Source organism: Streptomyces sp. SAT1 (assembly GCF_001654495.1).
Classification (GTDB): Bacteria; Actinomycetota; Actinomycetes; order Streptomycetales; family Streptomycetaceae; genus Streptomyces; species Streptomyces andamanensis.
Map to the genome: position 1 here is coordinate 5,708,534 of NZ_CP015849.1, position 25,638 is coordinate 5,734,171.

Sequence of the window (25,638 nt, forward strand, 5' to 3'; positions counted from 1 at the left end):
GGCGTCACGCCTTGACCAGTCCGGCGCCGTGCAGGGCGTCGGCGGCGGCGGCCACGGCGTCGAAGGGCAGCCCGGACCGCTCGGCGACGTCCAGCAGGCTGTGCTCGCCGTCGGAGAGGCTGAGCACCCACAACATGGCGAGCTGGGCCTCCTTGGCGTCGCTGCGTCCGCCGAGCGAGTCGTACAGACCGCGGCGGCCCAACTGCGGTTCCCCGTACGGGCTGAGGTTGACGTAGCGCCGGTTGCGGTCCAGCACGGCGAACGCCTCGCGGCACACGGCGAGCGTGTCCGCCATCGCCTCGGGCGAGACGAGGTCCAGGTCGTCCGCCGAGGTGTGGTACTCCGGGTATCCGGCGTACGGGGTCCGGCTGAGCGAGCCCACGCCGAGATCGAACCCGGGCGAGCAGAACTGCCGCTCGTCGTAGCCGTACGGAGTGAACTCCCTTATCTCGTGCGGTCGTTCGGAGGCGGTCAGCACATGGCGCAGCACCCGGTCGATCTCCGCGTCGCCGCGCCTGCTCCGCTTGTACGTCAGACGGCCCGGGTCGCCGGCGCAGGCCAGCACCAGTCCGTGCCTGACCCGGTCGACGCGCTCCGCGTTGCGGGCCAGCCAGGTGATCGCCCCGATGGTGCCGGGCGCGAAGAGGAACCGGTAGGTGTAGTACGGCTGTTGCCCGGCCAGCGCCCGCGCCAGGAACACCGCCACCGCGACGCCGGCCAGGTTGTCGTTGGCCAGCGACGGGTGGCAGACGTGGGCGGAGACGATCACCTCGTCGGGGACCTGCCCCGGGACCACGTGCTCGGCGTAGGTGAGGTGGCCGTCGGCCAGGGTGGAGTCGACGCGCACCTCGTACTCGCCCTCGGGCAGCGCGTCCAGCGTCTCCTGGGCCAGGCAGAAACCCCACTTGGGCTCGTAGTAGCTGGTGCGGTACGGCACCCAGGACGGATGCTCCGGCAGGGTGTACAGGTGCTCGCGCAGCTCGGCCAGCGGCAGGGTCGCCGCCACCGGCACGCTGTAGCCGAGCACATGCAGACTGGACGCGGCGAAGTCGACGACGCGGCGGCCCGAGGCGTCGGCGATGTACGCGTCCCGGATGTTCCACTCCCGCGGCACCGTCCAGTCGAGCACCTGCGTGCCGGTCGGCACCTCGTGCACGCGCAGCGGGACGTACTCGCCGACGATCTCCAGCGTGGCGCGCACCCCGTCGCCTGTGATGCTCCGGCACAGCGGGTACAGCCGCTCCACCAGCGCGTACATCTCCTGGCCCGCGGCGGTCACCGGCGCCACCGCAGGGTGTCGTCGACGGCGCCCGCCTCGGCGGCCGCGCGCAGCACGGCGAGGCGGGTGAAGCGCCGCTCGAAGTCCTCCCGGGTCAGCCCGTGTTCGCGGTAGGCGTCGGCGAGTTCGAGCGCGCCCCGCTTCACCGTCCACTCGCACGCGAAGCCGGGCACCGCGGCGCGGAACCGGGAGAAGTCCACCCGGTAGGAGCGCGGATCGGCGCCGGTCTCCCCGGTGATCACCACCCGCGAGCCGTCCACGGCCTCCGCGACCTGCCCGGCGATCTCGGCGACCGTCACGTTGTTGGTCTCGCTGCCGATGTTGAACGCCCGGTCGTGCACCGCCTCTCGGGGCGCGGTCAGCGCCGCCGTGAAGGCCCGCGCGATGTCGGCGGCGTGCACCAGCGGGCGCCAGGGCGTGCCGTCGGAGAGCACCAGCACCTCGCCGGACAGCAGCGCGTGGCCCACCAGGTTGTTCAGCACGATGTCGGCGCGCAGCCGGGGCGAGTGGCCGAACGCGGTGGCGTTGCGCAGGTACACCGGACTGAAGTCGCCGTCGGCGAGGGCGTGCAGATCGTCCTCCACCCGCACCTTGGACTCCGCGTACGGCGTCACCGGGCGCAGCGGGGCGTCCTCGGTCACCAGGTCGTCGCCGCCCGCCGCGCCGTAGACCGAGCACGTCGACGCGTACAGGAAGCGCCGCACCCCGGCGTCGCGGGCCAGCCGGGCGAGCCGTACGGAGGCGCGGTGGTTGATGTCGTAGGTGAGGTCGGGCGCCAGCGACCCCAGCGGGTCGTTGGAGAGCGCGGCCAGGTGGATCACGGCGTCCACCCCGGCCACCTGGTCGGCGGTGACGTCGCGCAGGTCCACCCGGTGCCCCGGCGGGTCGTCCGGCACGGGGCCCAGCACGCAGTCGGCGAACAGGCCGGCGTCCAGCCCGACGACCTCGTGCCCGGCGGCGGTCAGCACCGGGGCCATCACGGTGCCCAGGTAGCCTAGGTGGCCGGTCAGCAGTACGCGCAAGGTTCATTCCCCCAGGTCGAGAGTGAGTTTGGTGACGGCGAACGCCTCGGCGTAGCGCGCGTGGCATTCGATGCCGCGGATCCGGGCGAGCCCGAGGAAGGCCTCCCGGTCGTACCAGGGCCGGTGCCGCTGCGAGGGATAGTGCTCCTGGAGCAGCCGCACCTTCCGCTCGGCGGTCTCCGGCGACAGCGGCTGGTACACCGCCGGACGGCCGAGGTCGCCGTCCCACTTGACGATCTCGTAGCCGAGCACGAGGTGGTCGCGGAACGCGGTGGGCAGCAGCCGTGCCAGGGTGCGGTGGTCCTGGTGCGCGTCGTCGGCGCGCGGGGCCAGCACGAGGTCCGGCTCGGTGCGCGCGCGCAGCTCCTCGACCGCCGCCTTGGCCTCCTCCCAGCGGGCCGGGATGCGGCCGTCGGGCAGTTTGAGCACGGTCAGCCGCAGGTCGGCGCCCGGACAGAAGGCGGCGAGCGCGGCCTGCTCCTCCTGCTCCCGCTCGCCGCCGCCACCGGAGAGCACCAGCGCGTCGACGCGGACGCCGGGCCGGGCGCGGCAGAGCGTCAGCAGGGTGCCGCCGGCGCCGATGGCGATGTCGTCGCAGTGCGCGCCGACCGCGACGACCCGGTCCAGGGGCCCGGCCCCGAGCCGAATCACGCCCGCGCTCCGGCGCCGGCCCGCTCCCACACGGCCCACGGCCGCTCGCCCCGGGCGTACGCCTCGTCGAGCGCGGCGCGCTCCTTGACGGTGTCGGTCGGCTTCCAGAAACCGCGGTGCCGGTACGCCGTCAGCCGTCCGCGCTTGGCCAGTTCGGCGCACCCGTCGGCCACCAGGTCGCCGTTCTCCGGGATGTGGTCGAAGACCTCCTGGCGGAGCACGAAGTAGCCGCCGTTCTCCCACAGCGGCAGTTCGCTCACCGCGGTGATGCCGCCCACCAGTCCGTCGTCGCCCAGCTCCACGCAGTGGAACGAGGACTGCGGCGGCACCACCATCATCGAGGCGCCCGCGTCGCGCCGCGCGAACCGGTCGATCATCTCCGGCAGCGGCGCGTCGGTGAGCACGTCGGCGTAGTTGGCGAGGAACATCTCGTCGCCGTCCAGATGGTGGCGCACCCGGCGCAGCCGCTCGCCGATCGGCGACTCCAGGCCCGTCTGCGCGAACGTGATCGTCCACGAGGAGATGTCGGTGGACAGCAGCTCGGTCCGCCCGCCGCGCAGCACGAAGTCGTTGGAGGCCGTCTCCTCGTAGCGGAGGAAGAACTCCTTGATGTGGTGGGCCCCGTAGCCCAGGCACAGGATGAACTCCGTGTGCCCGTAGTGCGCGTAGTAGCGCATCACGTGCCAGATCAGCGGGCGCGGGCCGACCATCGCCATCGGCTTGGGCACGTCGTCGGAGGTGCCGTTGCGCATGCGCAGCCCGTAGCCGCCGCAGAAGAGAACGACCTTCATGGCCTGACCTCGACAATGCTCAGTTCCGGTATGGGGAAGACCAGCCGGCCGCCCCAGTCGTGCACATAGGACAGCTGCTCGACCAGCTCGGCCCGCAGGTTCCACGGCAGGACCAGGACGTAGTCGGGCCGGTCGGCGGCGATCCGCTCGGGCGGCAGGACCGGGACGCGGGTGCCGGGGGTGAACCTGCCGTGCTTGTACGGGTTGCGGTCGACCGTGTACGGGAGCAGGTCGGGCCGGATGCCGCAGTGGTTGAGCAGGGTGTTGCCCTTGCCCGGGGCGCCGTAGCCGACCACCGTCTCGCCGCGGTCGGCCGCCTCGACGAGGAACCGCAGCAGATCGCGGCGCACCTTGGCCACCCGGGCGGAGAACTCGGTGTAACCGGACAGCTCTTGCAGCCCGGCGGCCCGCTCCCGGGCCAGCACGTCGGCCACGCGCCGCGACGGCGTACCGGCCGCCTCGGCGGGCCGGGCCCACAGCCGGATCGAACCGCCGTGCGTGGGCAGCAGCTCGACGTCCACGAGCGCGAGCCCGCCGCCGGCCAGCGCGCGGATCGCGGAGGCGACCGTGTAGTACTGGAAGTGCTCGTGGTAGATCGTGTCGTACTGGTTCTCCTCGATCAGGGTCAGCAGGTGCTGCACCTCGACACAGACCCAGCCGTCGTCGGCGACCAGGGCGCGCAGGCCCCGGGTGAAGCCGGTGACGTCGGGGATGTGCGCGTACACGTTGTTGGCCACGACCAGGTCGGCCGGGCCGTGCTCGGCGCGGACGGCCGCTCCGGTGTCCGGGTCGAGGAACGCGGTGAGCGTGGGCACGCCCGCCTCCAGCGCCGCCGCGCCCACGTTCACCGACGGCTCGACGCCCAGGCAGCGGATCCTGCGGTCCACCACGTGCCGCAGCAGGTACCCGTCGTTGCTGGCGACCTCGACCACGAAGGAGCCCTCGTCCAGGCCCAGCCGCCGCACGGCGCCGTCGACGAACGCGCGCGCGTGCTCCACCCAGGAGGCCGAGTACGAGGAGAAGTACGCGTACTCCTTGAACGTCTCCTCCGGTGTGATCAGCGGCGGGAGCTGCGCCAGCCAGCAGTCGGTGCAGACCCGCAGGTGCAGCGGGTACGCCGGTTCCGGCTCGTCCAGCTGGTCCGCTGCGAGGAAGCTCTCGCACGGTGGTGTCGCCCCCAGGTCGACGACGCTCGCCATCGCCTCGGAGCCGCAGAGTCGGCATCGTGTCATCCGCTGTCCCCATCCCCCCTGCCCGCGCGGGAACCCCCGCCACGGGCCAGTGCCGTCCGTCCCGCGATCGCGGTGCGGTACCCCTCCAGCAGGCGCTCCAGCCCGACGGCCGGGCTGAAGCCCTGCTCGTAACGGAGCCGGGCCGCCCGGCCCATCGCCTCGCCCGGCGCGCCCTCGGCGGTGATCCGGCGCAGGCAGGACGCGAGCGAGGCGGCCTCGCCCGGCCGGTGCAGCAGCCCGGTCACCCCGTCCTCGACGAGTTCGGTGAAGGCGCCGTGTGCGGCGGCGACGGCCGGGACGCCCGCCGCCATCGCCTCCACCACCACCAGGCCGAACGCCTCCAGCCAGGTCGACGGCGCCACCACGGCCACCGACCGGGCGACGGCCCGGCGGCACTCGTCCCGGTCGAGCAGACCGGCGTAACGCACGTCGTCGCGGCCCGCCGCCCAGGCGGTCACCTCCCGCTCCAGCGGCCCCGCCCCGGCGATCACCAGCGGTACGCCCGCACCGCCGCCGGCCGCGATCTCGTCCCACGCGGCCATCAGCAGCCGTACGCCCTTGGTCTCCGCGAGCCGGCCCAGGTACAGCAGGTGCTCGCCGGGGCCGTCGCGGCGGACGCCCGGCTCGGGCACGAAGTTGTGCTTCACCGCCAGCCGCTCGGCCGGCATCCCGGCCCGGACCAGGACCTCGCGCTGCGCCGCGGAGATGCAGAAGAACCGCTCCACGCCCGTCCACCACCGCCGCCGGTTGACCGCCATGCCGACCGCGAGCGGCACCGTCGCCAGCCGGGAGCCGCGGTAGCAGCCGTGCCGGACGGCGGGCAGCGGCGTGGACCCGACGCACTCGGTGCACGCCCGGCCGTCCCGGTGCAGCGTGCCGGGCGGGCAGACCTGGGTGTAGTTGTGCAGCGTGGCGACGGCGGGCACCCCGGTGTCGGCGCAGGCGGCCAGCACCGCGGGGGACAGCAGCGGGAAGACGTTGTGGATGTGCACCACGTCCGGCCGTGCCGTACGCAGCCGGGCGGCGAGTTCCGCGCGGACCGCCGGGTTCCACGGCACCAGCAGCGGGACGGCGGCCTTGCCCGGCAGGGACCGGGCGGCGATGTCGTCGCTGCGCCGCTCGAACACCTCGACCCGGTGCCCGGCCTCGCGCAGCAGCGCCACCTCCTGGTCGACGACCTTGTTCTCCCCGCTCGGCTGCGCCGACGCGTAGCGGTTGTGCACCACGAGGACACGCATGCTCAGGTCACCTCCCCACTCTCGGCCCAGCGCGGCACGTGCCGCCGGGGGACGCCGGGCGCCGGAAGCGCGGCGGCCTCGGCGGGCGTGGCCAGCAGCGAGGCGGCCACGGCCAGATGCAGCAGATACGGCGAGGCGTCGCCCAGCCCGGCCTCGGTGTACGACGCGATGGCGCAGTAGGTGATCAGGAAGATCGCGCAGGCCCGCGACAGCGACGGCGGGCGCAGCAGCGCGACACCGCCGAGGACGGCGATGACCGCCGCGACCAGGGCGACGCCCAGCACGCCCTGCTCGTTGTAGACGGCAAGCCAGCTGTTGTCGATCGGCAGCCCGTCGAAGGACTTGTCGCCCAGGCCCGCGCCGAACAGGTACTCCGTGGTCGTCCGGGGCGCCGTCAGCAGCGCGTGCCAGACCTTGGCGCGGCCGGTGAGGCTGGAGAAGTTCTCCTGGCTCTGCCCGCGCAGGAACCACGTCCGCACCGCCGAGGAGAAGCCCACCGCGGCCACCGCGCCGCACAGCAGGGCCCAGGCGAAGAACCGGCGGGCGGCGGCGCTGGTCAGCACGAGCGAGCCGATCGCCGCCGCCAGCCCGATGAGCAGCCCCAGCGTGGCCGTGCGGGTGTGGGTCAGCGCCAGCAGCACCAGGGACGGCACGACGACCACCGCCGCACTGGTCCGGTCGGTGCGGCGGCCCAGCACCAGCAGCACGGTCAGCCCGATGATCACCGCCGCGTACTGCCCGATCTGCGGCGGGGTCAGCGGCCACCACGCGCCGACCAGCCGCCCGCCGTAGAGGTCGGGCAGCGCCGCGCCCGGCGAGGCGAGCAGACCGGCGGCCACCGAGGCGAGCACCGCCAGATACATCCGGATGTGCTGCCGTACGAACGTCGTGCCGCCGTCCCACCAGCGGCTGAGCAGCCACAGCGTGCTCACGAACAGCGCCAGCCTGCCGCAGCGGAACAGCGCGCCGAACCCGGACGCCAGATGCACGCTGGAGATCACGCTCGGCACCAGCAGCAGGGTGAGCAGCAGCAGATAGGCGCCGGGACGGATCCGCACCCGGGGATTGGCCGCGAGCGCCAGCGCGAACGCGGCGACCAGCGCCCCCATGGTGACCATCTGGATGAGCGAGCGGGGCAGCGGCACGATGGTGCGCGCCCCGGCGGAGCCGAGCGTGTTGAGGACCAGCAGCCCCCAGGACGCCCCGACGATCCGCGACGTGCGGTCAGCCGCCATCGCGGTCACCTCCCGGTGGTGCGGAGAAGGTGCTGCCCGCGTCCTGCCGGTAGGGCGCGCCCTGCCACTGCGTCCGGTCCAGGGTCCGGCTCGGGTCGTGGGCGACGAACGTCCACGGCCCGACGTAGACGTTGTCGTGCCAGCGGTTGTGCTGTTCCAGGGTGATCGCCTCGGCCACCCGCTCGCCCTGGTACGGCGACCAGTCCGGGTAGGTGCCGTAGTTGGCGAGCACCGCCATCCGGTCGCACTTCACCGTGCAGCCGACGGCGGCCTTGTCCAGCACGAAGCGGTTGTCGTGGATGTCCACCCGCTGGGTCTTCCAGCGGCAGTCGGAGTAGAGCGGCGCGCGGGCGATCGCGGGCCGCGCGCAGCGGCGGGCGTCCTTCACCAGCAGCGTGCAGGAGCCGGAGGAGGTGTTGGCCGGGCTGTTGCAGAACCGGTCGGCGTTCTCCCACAGGGTGATGCCGGACCAGTTGTCCTCCAGGACGTTCCGGTAGATCTCGATCTCGTCCGTGCGGGCCGGGATCCGCGGCTCGCCGCCGGACTCGGACACATAGACCGTCGCGAACGGGAAGGTGTCGCCGCGGTCGGCGTAACGGCGGCCCTCCACCAGGTTGTTGCGGCGGATCGTGTTGTCGCGGACGACCGCGTTGTAGCTGGTCTCGTAGATCAGCGCGGCACCGTCGTTGGCCTCGATCACGTTCTGCTCGACGAGGAAGTCGTTGTTGTCGGTGTCCGCCCACAGCCCGGCCCCGCGGTTGTCGTGCACCCAGTTGCCGCGTACGTCGGCGCCGTCGACGTCCCAGAACTTGACGCCGCCGGTGCAGCCGCAGCCCGGCTTCCGCCGCTCCCAGTCGTCCGTGTTGTTGCCGGTGATCTCGTTGCCGTCGAGCACCAGGCCGGTGATGCGGCCGGTGCCCTTGTAGGCGTTCATGCCGTACTGGCCGTTGCCGCGCAGACAACTGGCGCGGACCTGCTGGCGGGCCCCGGCCATCAGCCCGGCACCGGAGTTGTCGCGGATCGTGGTGTGCTCGATCACCCAGCCGTCGGCCGAGTCGTGGTTGACGACGCCCTCGTTCTGCGGGGCCGCGAACCCCCGCACGGTCAGGAAGCGGATGGTGACGCCGGGGGCGGTGCCGCCGAACGCGTACTGGTTGGTCTTGCGGCCGTCCAGCACCGCGCCCGGCGCCCCGAGATAGGTGTCGCCCTCCTTGGGCAGGACCTGGGCGTAGCGGTCCGGCCCGAGCCGGTGCGTGCCCGGCCGGAGCCAGAAGGTGGTGTGCGGCGGGCTGTTCCTGGTCTTGGCGGCCAGATCGCCGGCGACGGCGGGGTCGACGGTCACCGCGCCCGCCGGTGCCTTCGCGGGACCGGGCACGGGCTCGGCGCACACCCGGGCAGCGGACGCGGACGGCGCGGCGGTCGGCTTCGGCCGCGCGCTGTGCGTGCCGTCGCAGCCGGCCGCCGCCGACAGGGCCAGCGCCAGCAGTGCCGCGGGCAGCCTCCGGTGCCGCCACTTGTTCCCCACACGCCCCCCTAGCCGCCGAACCCGAGCACGGTGGTGAACTCCCTTGTGCCGTCGGTGAATCCGGTGCCGACCAGGGTCGTGGCGGGTTCCCTGCGGCCGAATCCGGGGGAGTACCAGCCGAGCGGCGGGTCGCTCTCGCCGCGGTGCGCCCGCCAGTCCAGCTCCGCGGGCAGGTCCAGCACCGCGCGGCGGTCCTCGCCGTCCCGGGTCCAGGTGAGCACGGCCCGGTGCCCCGCCAGATCGGCGGTGACCGCCGGGCCGAGATGGAACGCCAGGCGTACGGAGCGGCGCGCGCCGCGCACCTCGTCGACCACCCGCAACTCCTGTGTGGCACCGTCCAGTTCCACCAGACGGCGGTGCACGGCGGGCCGGTAGCCGTCGTGTTCGGCGCACCAGCGGGCGGTCCCCCCGCTCTCGGCGCCGGACGGGTCCGCGGCCAGGACCCGGCTGCGGGCCTGACGCGTCCACAGGAACGGGCCGCCCGAGACGGACTGGTCGGCGCCGCCCAGCTCCAGGGTGTTGTGGCCGAGCGTCGAGCGGAAGTACCGCCGCCACGCGGGCTGCCCGTGGTAGCAGTACGTCCCCGGGTCGGCGAGCACGTCGACCCCGTCGTGCCGGACCTCCACGGACAGCGCGTCCGCGTGGGCGTGCGCGGCGATGGACAGGAAGCCGTGCGGGCCGCCGTCGCAGCGGCACCAGATCCCCTCCGGACCCCGCAGGACGGTCAGGCCCGCGTCGGCGAAGTGGTCCGGCCGCCGAGCCGGGCGGGACACGGCCGGGGCGCCGGGCCGCACCAGCGCGGCCAGCAGCGGGGTGCGCACATCGGCGCCGGTCACCTCCGGCCACCAGTCCAGCCGCCCGAACACGGCGTCCCCGGTGGCCAGCAGCGAGCCCCAGCGGTCGGTGCCCGCGCCGTCCACGACCAGGCCGTGCCCGTCGTCCGCGTCGCCCTGGCGCGGCGGCCGCAGCGCGCCGTCCACGACGGCCGCGAGCGCGTCCGTCATCCGCAGCAGCACCAGCCGGACCACGGCGGGCACCGGCACACCGGCGGCATCCGCCTCCGCCACGGCCGCGAGACCCAGTTCGAGGACCAGACCGTGGTACTCGGTGGCCAGTTCGCGGTTGAGGCCGGAACCGAAGGTGTTGCTCCTCAGGTGCCGCTCCAGCGACGCCAGCGCGTCGGCGCGCCAGCGCGGCGAGGAGGGGAACCAGCCGAACGCGCAGGACGCGGCCAACTGCCCGGCGGCCTCGGCGACGGCATGGTTGTTCGCCGACGAGCCCCGGCTCGGGAAGGCGGCCAGCCAGCGCTGGTGGTGCCAGATCTGGTCCAGCGCCACCGGATTGTCCTCGAACAGCGCCGCCGCGCCCGGCCAGCCCTCCAGCAGCCGCCGGATCCACACCCACGACAGCAGCCGGATCCCCAGCTCGATGCCGCTGGCCCAGTGCACCCCGCGCAGCGGCGGATCGGCCGCCCACCACGACCGCAGCAGGGCGGCCACCCGCTCCGCGTACCGCTCGTCCCCGGTGAGCGCGTGGGCGGCGGCGAGCACGGTGAGGTACTGGTGCCGGGACGGCTCCCAGAGCTGCTTGATGTCCCCGACCGCGTCCTCGTCCCGGTACGGCACGTCGAAGGCGTAGCCGCCCGGGGCCCGGCGCCCGGTCCTCGGGTCGTACGACCAGTCCGGGTCGGCGAGGTCGTCGCGGGCCACCCCGAACCAGCCGCCGTGCCCGGCCATGAGCCGGTCCGCCTCGGCCAGCAGGCGCTTGGCGGCGTCCGGGGCCACCGCGGCGGCCGTGCCCGCGGGCAGCACCGCCGTGAACCGGGCGCCGGTCACCTCCGGGCGCCTCGGCGGCGCCGCCGACCGCCACCGCCGTCTGCGCACCGCGTCGGCCGTCCGGCCGCCGATCTCCCGCGGCCCCATCCGGGACAGCCGCCGCAGGTACCAGCCCGCGCTCATGGTCATCGCGCCCCCGCCAGGGCCACCGGCGCGCCGGCCGCCAGCGAGGCCCGCACGGCGAGGGTGGCCGACGTGGTCGCGACCAGCGACTCCAGCGGCACCGGCATCGGTCCGCCGGTGCGCACCGCCCGCACGAACGCGGCGAGTTCGGCGTTCTGCCCCTTGTCCCGGGCCCGGGGCAGCCGGGACCCGGCCCACTGCCTGCGGCGCCCCTCGTGGACCGAGGCCCGGACGAAGTCGTCCAGGCGCAGCACCTTGCCGTCCGCGACCAGGTCCAGCGTCTCCTTGGGGAAGCCGGGCGCGCCGCTGGTGACGTAGCTGACGGTGGCGGTGGAGCCGTCCGGGTAGCACAGCACGACCTGGAGGTCCTCCTGGCCGGGCGGGGCGACGGCGTACACCGAGACCGGGTCGGCGCCCAGCAGCCAGCTCGCCGTGTCGATGAAGTGCCCGCCCTCACCGGTGAACCGCGAGCCCTCCGTGCCCTGCCGGAGGTACCAGCTGCCGTGTTCGAGACGCCCGGCGTTGACCAGGTAGCGCAGGCTCGCCGGTCCCGTCCGGGCGCCGAGCAGCTTCCTGGCCTCCTGGAGCAGCGGCGCGAACCGGCGGTTGAAGCCCACCTGGAGCCGGTCGTTGCCGGACTCCTCCACCGCCGCGAGCACACCCGACAGCTCGTCCTCGGTGAGCGCGAGCGGCTTCTCCACGAACACCGCCTTGCCGGCCAGCAGCGCCCTGCGGGTCAGCTCGGCGTGCGAGTTGTGGCGGGTGACCACGAACACCGCGTCCACGGAAGAGTCGCCGAGCACCGTGTCGAGGTCGGTGGTGGCACGGGCGAAGCCGAACGTGCGCCTGGCGTTGGCCGCGGACAGCGCCGTCGTGGTGACGACCGCGGAGAGTTCGACGCCCTCGCGGCCCGCCAGGTGCGGCAGCAGCATCGACGTCGCGTAGTTGCCCGCGCCGACGAACGCCAGCCGCACCGGAGTCCCGGCGGGCCGGGCCGGGGCCGGTGCCGCACCGCCGCGCCGCACGGCGGGCACGGTCACCGCCGGTGCCGCCGCCTCCGGGGCCGCCGCGGGCTGCCCCGGATAGCGGAACAGCACGGCCACGGCCTTCAGTTCGCCGCCCTCCAGCCGCCGGTAGGTCTCCACGGCGTCGTCGAAGTCGGCCAGATGGGAGATCAGCGGCTCCACGTCGAGGCGGCCGCGGGCCAGCAGATCGAGGAAGCACGCCAGGTTGCGCCGCTCGGTCCAGCGCACATGGCCGATCGGGTAGTCCCGCCCCTCCAGCTCGTACTCCGGGTCGTAGCGCCCGGGGCCGTAGGAGCGGGAGAACCGGACGTCGAGCTCCTTCTCGTAGTACGCGTTCCAGGGCAGGTCCAGGCGGCACTTGCCGATGTCGACGACCCGGCCCCGGTCCCGGGCGAGCCGGGCGGCCAGCTCCACGGGCTGGTTGCTGCCGCCGCCCGCGGCCAGATACACCTGGTCGGCGCCGTGGCCGCCGCTCAGCTCGGCGACGGAGTTCTCCACGGCGGCCGAGCCGGGGTCGCCGCAGGCCACCGCGCCGAGGCGGGCGGCCAGTTCGCAGCGCGCGGGATCCGGGTCGGCCCCGACCACATGGACCCCGGAAGCCGTCAGCAGCTGGACCACCAGCTGCCCGATCAGCCCGAGGCCGATGACCAGGGCCACCTCGCCGAGCCGCGACTCGCCCTGGCGCACACCCTGCAACGCGATCGACCCGACGGTGCCGAAGGCCGCGTGCCGGGGCGCGAGACCGTCGGGCACGGGTGCGTAGAGGTTCTTCGGCACCCAGTTCAGCTCGGCGTGCAGCGCGTGCTCGTTGCCCGCGCAGGCCACCAGGTCACCGGCCTTCACCTCGTCGATCCCGGCGCCGACCTGCTCGACCACCCCGCACAGCGAGTAGCCCAGCGGCGTGTAGGAGTCCAGCTTGCCCATCACCTTGCGGTACGTGGCCGGCACGCCGTTGGCCGCGACGCTCTGCACGACCTTGGCCACCTGGTCGGGACGCGAACGGGCCTTGCCCAGCATCGACATGCCGGCCTCGGACACCTTCATCAGCTCGGTCCCGGTGGAGATCAGCGAGTAGGCGCTCCGCACCAGCACTCCGCCCGGCTTGCACCCGGGCACCGGCACGTCGAGCAGCGCCAGTTCGCCGCTCCGGTAGTTCTGCACGACCTGTTTCACCGAAGTCCCTTGTCTCTCATGTCTCTGCTGTCTCTAAGCCGTCGACGTCGAAGGAGCGTGCGGGCCGGTCCCCGGGACCGCGCCGCGATACCAGTGTTCGAGGGTCAGCACATGCCACAGATGCTTGGAGAAGTCCCGGTGCCCGGCGGCGTCCTCGGCGGCCATCCGCGCCAGCGCATCACGGCGCAGGAACCCGGAGCGGACCAGCTCGCCGTCGTGCACCACCTCGCGCACCAGCGGCGCCAGGTCCCGGCTCATCCAGGCCCGCAGCGGGGCGCTGAACAGGCCCTTGGGCCGGTACACGATCTCCTTGGGCAGGACCGTGCCCGCCGCCTCCTTGAGGACCGCCTTGCCCTGCCGCCCGACGATCTTGCGGTCGCCGGGCACCGCGAACGCCGCCCTGACCACCTCGACGTCCACGTACGGCACCCGGACCTCGGTCGAGGCGGCCATGCTCGACCGGTCCGTGTAGGCGAGGTTCAGGCCCGGCAGGAACATCCGGGCGTCGCCCAGGCACATGCGGTTGACGAAGTCGTCGAGCGTGTTGTCCCGGTACACGTCCGCGTGCTCGGTCAGCACGTCCTCGACCGCCCCGGCCAGGTCCGGGTCGACCAGCGCGAGCAGCTCGTCCCGGTCGTACATGGTGTAGCTGCGCCGGAACGCGGTCTCCTCCGGCAGCCCGGCGAAGGACAGGAACCGCTTGGCGAAGCGCACCGACCGGTACCCCCGGCGGGCCGAGGCCACCGGCAGCCGGTCCACGGCCCGGGACAGGCCGCGCCGCAGCGGCCGGGGCACGCGCTGGTAGCGCAGCGCGAGCACATTGGCCAGGTGCTTGCGGTACCCGGCGAACAGCTCGTCGGCGCCCATCCCCGAGAGCATCACCTTGACCCCGGCGTCGCGGGCGGCCGAGCAGATCAGGAAGGTGTTGATCGCCGCCGGGTCGCCGATCGGCTCGTCCAGGTGGTACGTCATCCGGGGCAGCAGGTCGAGCACGTCCGGGGCGATCTCGATCTCGTGCAGATCGACCCCGAACCGCTCCGCCACCCGCCGGGCGTAGCGCAGGTCGTCCGGCATCGCCTCGAACCGGGCGTCCTCGGCGCGGAACCCGATCGTGTAGGCCGAGATGCCCGGCCGCTCGCGGGCCGCCAGCGCGGTCAGATAGCTGGAGTCCAGGCCGCCGGAGAGGAAGGCGGCCACCGGCACGTCGGAGAGCAGATGGCGGCGCGTCGACTCCTCCACCACGGCGGCGAGATCCGGCCGCTCGCCGCTTCGGGCCCGCTCGGCGCCCTCGGCGGCGACGTCCTTCAGCCGCCAGTACCGGCCGCGCTCCACCCGCCCGTCGGCCCGGCACCTCAGCCAGCTCCCCGGCGGCAGTTTCTCCGCCTCCCGGTACGCGCACCGCGAGTCCGGCACCCAGTAGTACAGCAGCGAGGCCACCAGCGCCGCGTGGTCCACCTGGAGCGCACCGCCGCTCACGGCGGCGAGCGCCTTCAGCTCGGAGGCGAACACCAGGCCCTCGCCCCGGCGGAGCACGAACAGCGGCTTGATGCCCAACTGGTCGCGGGCGAGCACCAGATCGCCGGTCCGCTCGTCGAACACCCCGAACGCGAACATGCCGCGCAGCCGGGGCAGGCAGTCCGTGCCCCAGCGCCGCCACGCCTCCAGCAGCACCTCGGTGTCCGAGGTACCGCGGAAGCGCACCCCGGCGGCGGCCAGTTCGGCGCGCAGCTCGGGCGCGTTGTACAGCTCGCCGTTGTACGTCAGGGCCAGGCCGCCGGAGACCATCGGCTGGGCGCCGGTCGGCGACAGGTCGACGACGGCCAGCCGGCGGTGCCCGAGGTGCACCTCGCCGTCCCCCGCGGGGTGGCTGTAGCGCCCCGCCCCGTCCGGACCGCGGTGGGCGAGGACCTCGGTGAGCCGGTCGGCGACGGCCTTGCCGTCCGGCCACCGGTACGTGCCTGCGATGCCGCACATGTGCTACCGCGCCTCCTGATCGCTGTCCGGGACCCGTGCCGCGCGCGTCGGCGGCAGCTCCGTCCACCGCGGACCCGTCCCGTTGAGCCGGGCCGGGCGCTCGTCCGCGCCGCGCCGCGCGGTGCGCTGCCCGTCCCACAGCGTGCCGTCGGTGCGGTCGCGCGGATCGGGGTCGACCAGCACCACGCCGAGCACCGGGACGCGCTGGTCGGCGAGGTGCCGGGCCACGGTGTGCAGCCAGGCGGTGCCTGCGTGCCCGGCCCGTACGACGAGCACGGTCCGGGTGCCGAGGTGGCGCAGGTCGGTCCACGCCGTGCCGGGCGCCACCGAGCCCACGCCGATCCACCGCTCGTGGCGCGGCAGTCCGGCGGCCTCCTCGCCGCCGATCACGGCCGGGTCGTCGGGGCGCGGGCGGCGGCCCGAGAGTTCGGTGCCGGGCAGCCCGTCCACGACGGTCACCGGCCGCCCCCGCTCCGCCAGCGCGCGGGCGAGGTCCACGGCGAGCGCGCTCGCGGTGCGCGCGGCGCCCAGCTCCAGCAGTGACACCGGCTCCGGCGAGCCGTGCACGGTGCGGGCCAGGAACGCGGTGAGCCGTTCGTGCGCCGCCCGACTCCTGCGGCGCCTTCCGGGGCGGTGGGGCAGCTCCGCGAGGACCGAGGCGCCGAGGTGCGCCGCGATCTCCCGGCGCAGTACGGGCCGGTCGGCCACCACCGCGCCCACGGCGGCCACCGCGAGCCCGAGGACGAGCCCGAGGACGAGTCCGATCGCGGCGTCGGTGGCGGCGGCCCGGGGCAGGGAGTGCCGCACCGGGCGTGCCGCGTCCACGATCTGCGTACCGGCGACGAGCCGGGGCGTGCCGATGCGGGCGTCGGCGGCACGCTGGCTGAAGTCGGTGATCCGCGAGGTGAGTTCGGCCCGGCGGGCGAAGAGCGACTCCAGGTCGGCCGACTCCTTCGGCCCGCTCTGCGGCGTACCGTCCCCGATCGCCTTGTTGACCTGGGCGAGTTCGCCCTGCATCCGGTCCCGCTGGTCGAGCAGCGCCTTGGCCTCGGCGTTCGCGGACTCCTGGATCCGCCGCACATGGTCGGCGACGAACGCGTCGGCCAGCGCCCCGGCACGGGCCACCGCCTCCGCGTCGCTGGCACCGGTCACGGTGATCCGCATCAGGTTGTTGGTCAGACCGGCCCCCTGGTAGTCCCGCATGAAGTCCTCCGGCGCCTCGGCGGAGTGCAGGGACTTCAGGGCCGCACCGGCGATCCGTGTGGTGTGCAGCAGCGCGACATCGGTGCGGATGAGCGTCCCGGGGTCGTTGGGCTGGTCCTCCTGGTGCGCGACCAGCACCTCGGTCACGGCGGTGGGCGGCGGCGGCCGCAGGACCGCGACCGCCGCACCGGCGAGCAGTCCCAGCAGCGCCAGGGAGCACCACAGGCGGCGCCGTCTGCGCACCGCCACCACCAGCGCGTGCAGGTCCAGCAGCGGAGCGGCGGCCGGCGACTCCACGGTGCTGCTCGTCGTCACCCTCGGCTTCCCTTCGCGTCGTCGCCGGTCGCGGACCCCGTCGCGGCGGCCTTCGGAGGACGTCCGGCGGACCGCGCCGGACGGGACCGGACCGGGCAGGCGAGGACGACGCCGACGATCTCGTGCTTGGCGTCCGCGCACGCCTCGGCGACGCCCGCCAGCTCGTCCGCGGTCCAGTGGCCCGCGCTGAGCACGACCAGGGCACCCGACTCGTCGTCGCGGTCCGGCACCAGCGGCCGCGACACGGAGACGGCCGCCACCTGCGGCTCGGCGCGCTCCCCGCCCGTGAAGCCCGAGGAGCCCCTGAAGCCCGGGGAAATCGGGGAGGCCGCGGACACCGGGGAAGCCGCGGAAACCGGGGAATCCGGGGCGGCCGGACCGCTCCCGGCCTCGGCGGCGAGCTGCCCGGCGGCCCGGCGGGCGACCTCGTCGCCGTCCGGGACGAGGACCAGCAGCCGCCCGGGGGACGGCAGCCGGTCCTGGAGGCGGGCCCACACCCGCCGGTGGCGGATCCGCCGGCCCGCCTCGTCGCCGGCGACCCGCGGGACCGGTACGTCCCACCGGACGTCGGTGCCCAGCAGCCGGCGCAGCCGGGCCCGCGCGCCGCGGCCTCCCGGCCGGTGCGCCGACCGCTCACCGGGCACGTCGACGGTGCCCAGCAGCGGCGAACCCAGCGCCGCGGCGATCTCCGGCGCGGTGCGCAGCCGACGGCTCATCCGGGCGGCGGCGAGCTGGCCGAGGACCGCGAGCAGGAGGAGGAGCAGCGCCCCGGCGCCCACGAGCTGCCACCGGGTCGGCGGCGCCTCGCCGGACGGCCGGGCCGCCGGGCCCATGACGACCATGGTGGCCTTGCCGGCCGTCGGGTCGGCCTGGTCCAGCTTGGTGATGGCCTCCCGCAGCGAGGTGCGCAGCTTCTCCAGCTCGGTGCGGGTCTGCACGCTCTCCACCGTCCGCCCCGGGTCGGCCGCGTCGGCCAGCTCGGTGATACGGCGGCTGGACTGCACCACCATCTGCCGCAGCGTGTCGAGCTGCGCCGCCGCGTCGGAGTCGGTGCCGGCGTCCACGACGTGCGCGGCGAACGCGACGAACTGCTGGGCCACCTGGTCGGCCAGTTGCTGCGCCCGCTCCGGGGTGGAGGCCGTGCCCGAGATCGTGATGATGTTCCCGTCGGCGGTCCTGGCGCTCACCCGGCGCCGCAGGTCCTTGCCGCCGACCCCGGACCAGTGCAGCGCGGCGGCGGCGCGGTCGGTCACCGCCGAACTGGTCGCGATCTCCTGCTGGGTCAGCAGCTCGCGCTCCTCCCACGCCCCGGGCAGCAGCACCGACGCCGACGTCGTGTAGCGCGGCGGGAACAGCAGGGAGGCGCCGTATCCGGCGAGCGCGCCCAGCACGGTGAGCACGAGGAGCAGCCGCCAGCGGCCACGGAGGATCCGGCCGACCGTGACCAGGCGTATCGTGTCGTCGCTCAACGGCGCGGCCTCCGTCCCGCCCGGAGCGGGCCGCCCTTCGGCGCCGGGGTACGGCCGTCGCAGGCGGCGGCGTAGGCGGCGAGCAGCGCCGCCTGCGAGTTCCGCCAGGACAGCGGCCCGCTGATCCGCTCGCGGCCTGCCTTGCCCATCAGGTCCCGCTTCTCCGGGTCGTCCAGCAACCGCGCGATGAGCCGGGCGAACTCGCTCTCGTCGTTGCCGGGCGCGTACACGGCGGCGTCCCCGGCGGAGACCCGTGCCTCCCGGAGGTCGAAGGAGACCACCGGGCGGCCCATCACCATGTACTCCAGGACCTTGTTCATGGTCGACACGTCGTTGAGCGGGTTGTGCGGGTCGGGGGAGAGGCACACGTCCGCGGTGCACAGGTAGCGCACCAGATCGGCGTCCGGGACGCGTCCGGTGAACTCCACCCGGTCCGCGAGGCCGAGCCGCCGGGACAGCTCCACCATCGCGTCGAAGGTGTCACCGGCGCCGACGAACACCGCGTGCCAGTCGGTGCGCCCGTGCTCGTCCCGGAGCTTCGCGAGGGCCCGCAGCGCGTAGTCGACGCCGTCCTGCGGGCCCATGACGCCCAGGTAGCACAGCAGATGGGCCTTGCCGCGCCTCAGCTCCGGCTCGGGCGGCACGGGCCGGAACCGGTCGGTGTCCGGCGCGCTGCGCACCACGAAGACGTCCGAGGGTCGACGGCCGCCCCGGCGCACCGCGACGTCCCGGTAGCTCTCGTTGGTGGCCAGGACGACGTCCGCGGCCCGGTAGGTCAGCCGCTCCAGCGCGCACACGGCGCGGTAGAGCAGGTCCTCGCCGCGGCCGAACCGGGACAGATACAGCTCGGGCACCAGGTCGTGCTGGTCGAAGACGAACCGCGCGCCGCGCCGCTTGAGCCACAGCGCCGGCAGGAACAGCAGGTCGGGCGGGTTGCAGGCGTGCACCACATGGACCGGGCCGACCTCGCGGGCCAGCCGGAAGGTGTGCCACAGCGCCGATCCGTACTCCCGCAGATAGCCGGCCGGGCCTCCGGTGGCCGCGCGCAGCGGGTAGCGGTGGATCCGCACCCCGTCGATCTCCGCCTCCGGCTCGGTGTCCCGCTTGCCGCCCCGGGGACAGATGACGTGCACCTCCCAGCCCGCGTCGCGCAGCGTCGTGCACTCCTGCCACACCCGCCGGTCGAACGGCACCGACAGGTTCTCCACCAGGATCAGCGCGCGCCGCCCCGGCCGGTCGTCGGCGGACGCGCGGTCGAACGACGTGTCACCAGGCAAGGCCCACGTACCCCGGTTCGGCCCGGCGCGCGTCGGCGTCGGGAAGGTGGACGAGATCGACGATCACCGGGCCGCCGCCACCGCGGGGCAGCGCCGACAGCACGGCCGGGTCCCTGGTGCCGACCAGGCACACCTCGGCGTGGTCGAGCACCTCCTCGACGGAGTCCGCGAGCAGTTGCGCGAGGTGCGGCAGCCGGCTCTCGACGTACTCGCGGTTGGCGCCGAGCAGCCGGGACAGGCTCACGTTGGCGTCGTGGATCCGCAGGTCGTAGCCCTTGCCGAAGAGCCGCTCGGCCAGCTCGACGAGCGGGCTCTCGCGGAGGTCGTCGGTGCCGGGCTTGAAGGACAGCCCGAACAGGCCCACCCGGCGCCTGCCGGTGCGCTCCACCAGCTCCACCGCGCGCTGGAGGTGGTCGGCGTTGGAGGGCAGCACATGGGCGAGGATGGGCACCGAGACATCGGCCCGCCGCGCCGCGTGGACCAGGCTGCGCAGGTCCTTGGGCAGGCAGGAGCCGCCGAAGGCGAAGCCGGGCCGCAGATAGGCGGGGCTGATGTTCAGCTTGCGGTCGGCCAGGAACACGTCCATCACCTGGTGCGAGTCGACCCCGAGCGCCTGGCACACCGCGCCGAACTCGTTGGCGAAGCCGATCTTGAGGCCGTGGAAGGCGTTGTCCGCGTACTTGATCGCCTCGGCCGTGGGGACCGGCACCCGGAACACCTCGCCGGGCAGGCCGTCGTAGAGCGCCGCCACCATGTCGCCGCTCGCCGGGTCCAGTTCGCCGATGACGGTCTTGGGCGGGTCGAAGAAGTCCCGCACGCTGGTGCCCTCGCGCAGGAACTCCGGGTTGACCGCGACCCCGACGTCCACCCCGGCCGTGCCGCCGAGGTGCTTCTCCAGGATCGGCACCAGCAGGTTCAGGCAGGTGCCCGGGAGCATGGTGCTGCGGAACACGACGGTGTGCCGCCCGCCCCGCTCGGCCAGCGCGGCGCCGATCTCCTCGGTGACCCGCTCCAGATAGGTGGTGCACAGGGAGCCGTTGGGCTCCGAGGGGGTGCCCACGCAGACCAGCGACACCTCGCTCTCCCGGATCGCCTCGCGCACGTCGGCGGTGGCGCGCAGCGCTCCGCTCCGTACGACCTCGGCGACCAGCTCGCCGATCCCCTCCTCGACCACCGGGGCCCTGCCGTCGGCGACCAGGTCGACCTTGACCTGGTTCACGTCCACCCCGATGACGTCGTGCCCCATGCGGGCCAGGCACGCGGCCGACACGCAGCCCACGTAGCCGAGCCCGAGAACGCTGACCCTCATGTCCCGTTCCTCCCCCCGGGCAGGCCGTGGCGGCCCGCTCCTCGTACACCGGCCGGACGGCGGTCGCCGCGCATCAGTAGGCCCCCTGCCCGTAGAGCACCGCGCGCAGCGTCTTCCACAAGATCACCGTGTCCAGGGCGAGCGACCAGTCCTCCACGTACCGCAGGTCCAGCCGGACCGCCTCCTCCCACGACAGGTCGCTGCGCCCGCTGATCTGCCACAGGCCGGTGAGTCCCGGCTTGACCAGCAGCCGTCGCCGGATGTCCGGGCCGTACGCGGCGGACTCCTCCGGGAGCGGCGGGCGCGGGCCGACGAGCGACATGGAGCCGGTGAGCACGTTGAAGAGCTGCGGCAGTTCGTCGATCGAGTAGCGGCGCAGCACCGCTCCCACCCGGGTCACCCGCGGGTCCCGGCGCAGCTTGAACAGCAGTCCCGCGCCCTCGTTGCGGTCGGCCAGCGCGGCGCGTGCGCGGTCGGCGCCGGCGACCATGGTGCGGAACTTGAGGATGGTGAACTCGCGGCCGTCCTTGCCGACCCTGCGCTGCCGGTAGAACGCCCCGCCCCGGCTGTCCGCCAGCACGAGCAGCGCGACGGCCGCCATCAGCGGTGCGAACAGCAGCAGCAGGATTGCGGCGCCCAGCCGGTCCACGACGCCCTTGACCGCGCGGCGCCCGCCGGTGAAGGCCGGCATGCTGACCCGCAGCAGCGGGATCCCGAGCACCGCGTCGACGTGCAGCCGCGGTCCGGCCACCTCCATCAGCACCGGGGCCACGACCATCTCGGCGTCGCTGCCCTCCAGGTTCCAGGCCAGCCGCTGGAGCCGGTCCGGTGACCAGTGCGGGTCCGGTGTCACCGCCACGACCCGGTAGCCGTCGCGCCGGACATGGCCGGAGACGTCCGCCAGCCGGCCGACGACCGGCACCCCGTCCAGCCGGTCGCCGTCGAGCCCGGGGCCCTGAGTCGTGCACACCGCGTCCACCCGCCAGCCCAGGTGCGGGAACTTGCGGGTGCGGGTGATCAGGTCGCGCACGGTGGCGGGGCTTCCGGCGGCCAGGACCGGCCGCAGGCAGCGCCCTTCCTTGCGCTGTTTGTGCAGCCACAGGCGCAGCAGATACCGCTCGGTCATGGTGACCAGCGCGATGGCGGGAATCGCGACGAAGATCCAGAGTTTGATGTTGCGCGAGGTGAGCGCGATTCCGCCGAGTGCCAGGGCGACGGTCGCCATGAAAAGCGAGCGTCCGAGCCGGCGGAATTCCTCGGCTCCCTGGCCGAGAACAGCCGGTGCCCACGCCCGGCTCACCGCGAGCGAGCCCAGCACCAGCAGCTCGGTGCCGAATGCGAGAATTCCCCATTTCTCGTGCCAGTTGGCCGCGTCCCGGGCCCCGAAGAAGTTGCCGATGGCCGCCACCACGCAGGCGGTGGCCGCGGTGTCACCCGCGATCACGGCACGTCGGTACCGCTGTTCCCAGTCGATGGCGGACTGGCCCAGTGACCCGTCCGACGGCCGCTCGCGCGCAGACGGAAACGGGCTGACCAATTCCCCTTGCCGCACAGAACCCCCCCAGGTCCGCAGTGGTCCGACGTCGTCGTCGCACCCTGTCCGCGGGAGGCCCCCGCCCCCCGCGCCGCGCTGTTCCTCCCCCGGAGAGGCCCCCGCCTCTCCCGCCCCCGCAGCACATCGCGGCTGTTCAAGAGCTGTTCGACTCCTTTCGCGCCCCGGAGAACGATCACCCCACGTCTGGTACCGAGGAAACGGCCGCCGGTCTTCCGCGGCGCCGGATCCATTGATCATCAATGGCCGTACCGAGCATGAACAGCTGAAGCACGGTCAATCTAGACCATCGGGAACGATATGGAGAGAGGGTGTGTGCAATTCGTGTGTGAGCTGCGGGATTTGATGATCGTCGATCGGTATGGCGTGCTGGTGTTCCGATAATGATCTCTTCTGGTGAATGCCTGAAAACGGATCTTGACGGCTCCGGGGCCCCCGGCCCTCTCACGGCTGCCGGCCGGGGCCCCGGGTCACTGTCCGGCCCCCTCCTCGGGCGCGGCCCCCTCGGTGTCGTCCTCGTGCGGCAGGACGTATTGCGCGGTCTTCCTGGCCAGGTGGAGCGGGAGCGGGAGCTTCAGCGTGACGTCGTAGTCCGGGGCCCTCCGCAGCTGGTGGGTCACGGCGGCCCAGGCCCCCGCCTCGGCCGTCCCCTCCTCCGGCACCGCGAGCACGGCGATCTCCAGCGCCGCGGGGTTCCATGCGTTGGTCCCCGTGTCGATGACCGGTTCCGGCTCCTGGTCCTCGTCGCCGTTCTCCGGCTTCTTCCGCACCGGGATCCGGGTCGCGATCTTCGACGCGGTCTTCACGGCGTGCTTGGCCGTGTGGGGCTTCTCGCCGGTGCTGTAGTGGACGCGGTGGTCGCCGGTGGCCTCCGGACGGTGCCACAGACCGCTGGCGAAGCCGTGTTCGTGGGACTCGTCGTCCGGGGCGAACCACTGCGGGGTCTCGTCGGACATGTCGTCGCGCACCCGCACATGGCACAGCCGCTCGCCGTACAGAGAGATGTGCTGGGCCGGGTTGGCTCCGAACTGAAGTGCGTCCGGGACCAGTCGGCCGTTGGCCAGCCACGGCCAGTGCAGCCGCGCGTTCTGGGCGTGGGAGAGCAGCAGGACGTTCCGGTCGCGCAGACTGTAGAGCATCGACCTTACGAACTGCGCCGTCCGCGCCCGCTGCTCCTCCAGGTCGGGGACCCAGGCCGTGGTGCGCCGCTGATCGCCGCTCGTGGCCCCGGCGGCGGGAATCTCCGCGTCCTCGGTCTCCTCCTCCGCCGCCCCGTCGGCGCCCGAACCCTCGTCGTCGCTGTCGTCGGTGTCGTCGGTGTCGTCGGTGTCATCGAGGTTCTCGAACCGCGGGTACGTTCCCGGGACTTCGGCGTGGCGGGCCAGGGAGAGCAGCAGCTTCCGGTAGGGGATCCAGTCCCCGCTCTCCGGGTCCCAGCCCGTGACCGAGCCGTCGGCGGCGCTCACCCGCACGGCGACCGGTACGGTCCCGCGGGTGTACGTCGGGCCGTCGGCGCGGCGCTTGACCATCCACAGCGCGACGTGGTCCAGGTCGTCGGGCACGTCGTCCGCACTGTGCTCCGGGACGGTGCACGAGCCCAGTTGCCGGAAGACGTGCGACCAGGTCTGGTGGGCGCGGTGAGCGATGTTCTTCTTCGTGGCGGTACCCCACTTCGAGCTGGGCACGGTGATGAACTTCGTCAGCCGTCCGGCGTCGGCGTAGCCGAGACGCGCGGCGAACTTGGGATCCACCATGTCGGGCCGGAACGAGCTCGGGTGACCGATCTCGATCACGACCGCCTGGACGTCGGGGCGTCCGTCACGCGCACACAGCTCGGCGATCTCCCGCCGTCGAGTGCCGATCGCCGAGGCGAGGTGCCTGCGCCGCGGCCGGCCCTCCGGGAAGTCGAGCCGGGCGGCGACGAAAGAGGCGTCCTCCAGGTACAGACGCACCTCCAGCTGCGGTGTCGACCACGAGCGCACCGCACCCGCCCCGCCCGCTCCGTCCAGGCCGAGGAGGTCCGCCAACTGCTCGACCAGCGCGTCACGGGTGCGGGGGTTCTGCCATCGCGCCTCCACGACCAGCGGCGCGCCGCCGAGCGTCCGGGCCAGGGCGAGCCGCCGCTCGTGCCGTCGCGCGTGCTGCAACTCCTCCTTCTTGAGAGCCCGTTCCTCTTTCGTCCGGCCCGTCGGGGCTTTCGGCTGGTTGCGCGGCAGGACGGGGTGACGGCTGCGGGTGAAGTCGTTCAGGCGGGTGAGATGCGGGCCGAACGCCTCGGCCGCCCAGTCGGTGAGCGGGGAACGGTCGCGCGGCATGAGGCCGGCTCCGACGCCGTGTCCGCCCATGGACGTCGCGTGCACGACACCGATCTGGACGCCGTCCTTCCCCGACATCCAGACGTCAGGGTCCTCCCGCACGGTCGCGGCGTCCGGCAGCCCGTGGGAGAAGCGGAGGCGGCCGAGCATCCCCTCGGGGCCGCCGCGCGCCCACTCGGCCGAGGCGGTGCTGCGGTCGGTGATCATCCGGCTCACCGCCATGCGACCGGTCCCCGGCGTCTGCGCCAACCACGGATCCCGGCCGAGCAGATACGCCGACACCGAACGCCGGAAGGGCAGGGGAACGGGGCCGCCGGTACGCCATCGGCGCACCCCCGTACCGACATGGACGCGGAAGTCGGCGAAGGGCACGGTCTGCACGGTGAGCGCGATGACGAACGAGAACTTCCACCACGCTCCGTCGTCGTCCTGGTGGTCACGTGGCGGCCAGGACACGAGCTCCGCCCCCCGCGTGGTCGCGGCGATGCGGAACTCCATCTCGACGCCCTCGAAGCGGTACGGATCCAGCCGGGTGATGTCCTGCGCGAGGGCGTCCGGCAGCAGCTGGTGGACCAGTGGGTCCGGTTCGAAGGTGCCGCCGGGCGTCGTACGGCCCGAGAAGAGGTCCACCTCCTGCGGCTGCCAGCTCAGTCCGGCCACGTCCAGCGCCGCGCCGAGCTGCACGGCCCGCTCGGTGATCTCCGGATGCTCCGCGCGTGCGCGGGGCGGGTGCAGGTCGCGGATCCAGGAGTGGATCAACTGGCGCATGACGGGGACCGGCAGCGGGTCGTACGCGTACAGCCAGGGGGCGTCGTCGTGCAGTGTGGCCTTGCGGGCCACGCACAGGAGTTCGGGAGCCACCGCGCGGATGACCTCGTTCAGGCGGCGGATCGGTACCTGGTCGATCTTCTGCGGTTCGCGTCTGCCGATCCGGTAGAAGTCCAGCACTTCCTTGCGCCAGGCGGGCGGGAACGAGAGACCGTGCGGCCGGCGGACGAACTCGTGGCCGCGGACGCGTTCGAAGGCCGCGAGCCGGATCGTGGAGTAGGAGGGCATGAGGAGTCCCTTCGTGTTCTCGTGTGACGGGCCCTTTCC

17 protein-coding genes are annotated in these 25,638 nt (G+C 73.6%); all 17 read right to left on the bottom strand.

From position 1 onward, the window contains the following. Window positions 1–4: 4 nt before the first annotated feature. Entirely contained in the window at window positions 5–1,288 is a 1,284-nt protein-coding gene (locus tag A8713_RS24555) for a DUF4910 domain-containing protein (RefSeq protein WP_064535729.1), read from the bottom strand. Beyond that, complete coding sequence (locus A8713_RS24560; RefSeq protein WP_064535730.1) at window positions 1,276–2,301, bottom strand: NAD-dependent epimerase/dehydratase family protein; 1,026 nt, start codon at window positions 2,299–2,301, stop codon at window positions 1,276–1,278. Before A8713_RS24560 ends, A8713_RS24555 begins: the two co-directional genes overlap by 13 nt. Window positions 2,302–2,304: 3 nt before the next feature. Next, window positions 2,305–2,952 carry a PIG-L deacetylase family protein gene (locus A8713_RS24565; RefSeq protein WP_064537693.1) on the bottom strand — a complete coding sequence of 216 codons (648 nt, stop codon included), beginning with the start codon at window positions 2,950–2,952 and terminating at the stop codon, window positions 2,305–2,307. After that, window positions 2,949–3,743, bottom strand: a complete 795-nt coding sequence (locus A8713_RS24570) for a sugar phosphate nucleotidyltransferase (RefSeq protein ID WP_064535731.1) — start codon at window positions 3,741–3,743, stop codon at window positions 2,949–2,951. The genes A8713_RS24565 and A8713_RS24570 overlap by 4 nt, the downstream gene beginning before the upstream one ends. Continuing rightward, window positions 3,740–4,975, bottom strand: coding sequence for a class I SAM-dependent methyltransferase (locus A8713_RS24575; protein WP_064535732.1), 1,236 nt, complete (start codon window positions 4,973–4,975; stop codon window positions 3,740–3,742). Before A8713_RS24575 ends, A8713_RS24570 begins: the two co-directional genes overlap by 4 nt. Beyond that, on the bottom strand, window positions 4,972–6,213 hold the full coding sequence (locus A8713_RS24580) for a glycosyltransferase (RefSeq protein WP_064535733.1): 1,242 nt from the start codon (window positions 6,211–6,213) through the stop codon (window positions 4,972–4,974). Before A8713_RS24580 ends, A8713_RS24575 begins: the two co-directional genes overlap by 4 nt. A 2-nt stretch (window positions 6,214–6,215) precedes the next feature. Beyond that, entirely contained in the window at window positions 6,216–7,448 is a 1,233-nt protein-coding gene (locus A8713_RS24585) for a hypothetical protein (RefSeq protein ID WP_064537694.1), read from the bottom strand. Continuing rightward, window positions 7,438–8,973, bottom strand: coding sequence for a right-handed parallel beta-helix repeat-containing protein (locus tag A8713_RS24590; RefSeq protein ID WP_064535734.1), 1,536 nt, complete (start codon window positions 8,971–8,973; stop codon window positions 7,438–7,440). The genes A8713_RS24585 and A8713_RS24590 overlap by 11 nt, the downstream gene beginning before the upstream one ends. Before the next feature lie 8 nt (window positions 8,974–8,981). After that, window positions 8,982–10,937 carry a heparinase II/III family protein gene (locus A8713_RS24595; RefSeq protein WP_064535735.1) on the bottom strand — a complete coding sequence of 652 codons (1,956 nt, stop codon included), beginning with the start codon at window positions 10,935–10,937 and terminating at the stop codon, window positions 8,982–8,984. After that, window positions 10,934–13,129 carry a bi-domain-containing oxidoreductase gene (locus A8713_RS24600; RefSeq protein ID WP_173860899.1) on the bottom strand — a complete coding sequence of 732 codons (2,196 nt, stop codon included), beginning with the start codon at window positions 13,127–13,129 and terminating at the stop codon, window positions 10,934–10,936. The genes A8713_RS24595 and A8713_RS24600 overlap by 4 nt, the downstream gene beginning before the upstream one ends. A 33-nt stretch (window positions 13,130–13,162) precedes the next feature. Then, the gene (asnB, locus tag A8713_RS24605; protein ID WP_064535736.1) at window positions 13,163–15,103 is read right to left on the bottom strand and encodes an asparagine synthase (glutamine-hydrolyzing); all 1,941 of its coding nucleotides are present in this window, start codon (window positions 15,101–15,103) and stop codon (window positions 13,163–13,165) included. A gap of 3 nt (window positions 15,104–15,106) precedes the next feature. Then, window positions 15,107–16,621 carry a Wzz/FepE/Etk N-terminal domain-containing protein gene (locus tag A8713_RS24610; protein ID WP_064535737.1) on the bottom strand — a complete coding sequence of 505 codons (1,515 nt, stop codon included), beginning with the start codon at window positions 16,619–16,621 and terminating at the stop codon, window positions 15,107–15,109. Beyond that, a complete protein-coding gene (locus tag A8713_RS24615) occupies window positions 16,618–18,090 on the bottom strand; it encodes a Wzz/FepE/Etk N-terminal domain-containing protein (protein WP_064535738.1) in 1,473 nt (490 codons plus the stop codon). The genes A8713_RS24610 and A8713_RS24615 overlap by 4 nt, the downstream gene beginning before the upstream one ends. After that, entirely contained in the window at window positions 18,087–19,367 is a 1,281-nt protein-coding gene (locus tag A8713_RS24620; protein WP_064535739.1) for a glycosyltransferase family 4 protein, read from the bottom strand. Before A8713_RS24620 ends, A8713_RS24615 begins: the two co-directional genes overlap by 4 nt. Beyond that, complete coding sequence (locus tag A8713_RS24625; RefSeq protein ID WP_064535740.1) at window positions 19,357–20,676, bottom strand: nucleotide sugar dehydrogenase; 1,320 nt, start codon at window positions 20,674–20,676, stop codon at window positions 19,357–19,359. The genes A8713_RS24620 and A8713_RS24625 overlap by 11 nt, the downstream gene beginning before the upstream one ends. Window positions 20,677–20,749: 73 nt before the next feature. Next, the gene (locus A8713_RS24630) at window positions 20,750–22,228 is read right to left on the bottom strand and encodes a sugar transferase (protein ID WP_064535741.1); all 1,479 of its coding nucleotides are present in this window, start codon (window positions 22,226–22,228) and stop codon (window positions 20,750–20,752) included. Between the two features lie 470 nt (window positions 22,229–22,698). Further along, the gene (locus tag A8713_RS24635) at window positions 22,699–25,599 is read right to left on the bottom strand and encodes a pPIWI_RE module domain-containing protein (protein WP_064535742.1); all 2,901 of its coding nucleotides are present in this window, start codon (window positions 25,597–25,599) and stop codon (window positions 22,699–22,701) included. Window positions 25,600–25,638 lie beyond the last annotated feature (39 nt).

Bases quoted from the DNA above. Each gene is read 5' to 3' on its own strand.
- A8713_RS24570 (WP_064535731.1), bottom strand. From the start codon at position 3,743: ATGAAGGTCGTTCTCTTCTGCGGCGGCTACGGGCTGCGCATGCGCAAC.
- A8713_RS24575 (WP_064535732.1), bottom strand. From the start codon at position 4,975: ATGACACGATGCCGACTCTGCGGCTCCGAGGCGATGGCGAGCGTCGTC.
- A8713_RS24580 (WP_064535733.1), bottom strand. From the start codon at position 6,213: ATGCGTGTCCTCGTGGTGCACAACCGCTACGCGTCGGCGCAGCCGAGC.
- A8713_RS24585 (WP_064537694.1), bottom strand. From the start codon at position 7,448: ATGGCGGCTGACCGCACGTCGCGGATCGTCGGGGCGTCCTGGGGGCTG.
- A8713_RS24595 (WP_064535735.1), bottom strand. From the start codon at position 10,937: ATGACCATGAGCGCGGGCTGGTACCTGCGGCGGCTGTCCCGGATGGGG.
- asnB (WP_064535736.1), bottom strand. From the start codon at position 15,103: ATGTGCGGCATCGCAGGCACGTACCGGTGGCCGGACGGCAAGGCCGTC.
- A8713_RS24625 (WP_064535740.1), bottom strand. From the start codon at position 20,676: ATGAGGGTCAGCGTTCTCGGGCTCGGCTACGTGGGCTGCGTGTCGGCC.
- A8713_RS24635 (WP_064535742.1), bottom strand. From the start codon at position 25,599: ATGCCCTCCTACTCCACGATCCGGCTCGCGGCCTTCGAACGCGTCCGC.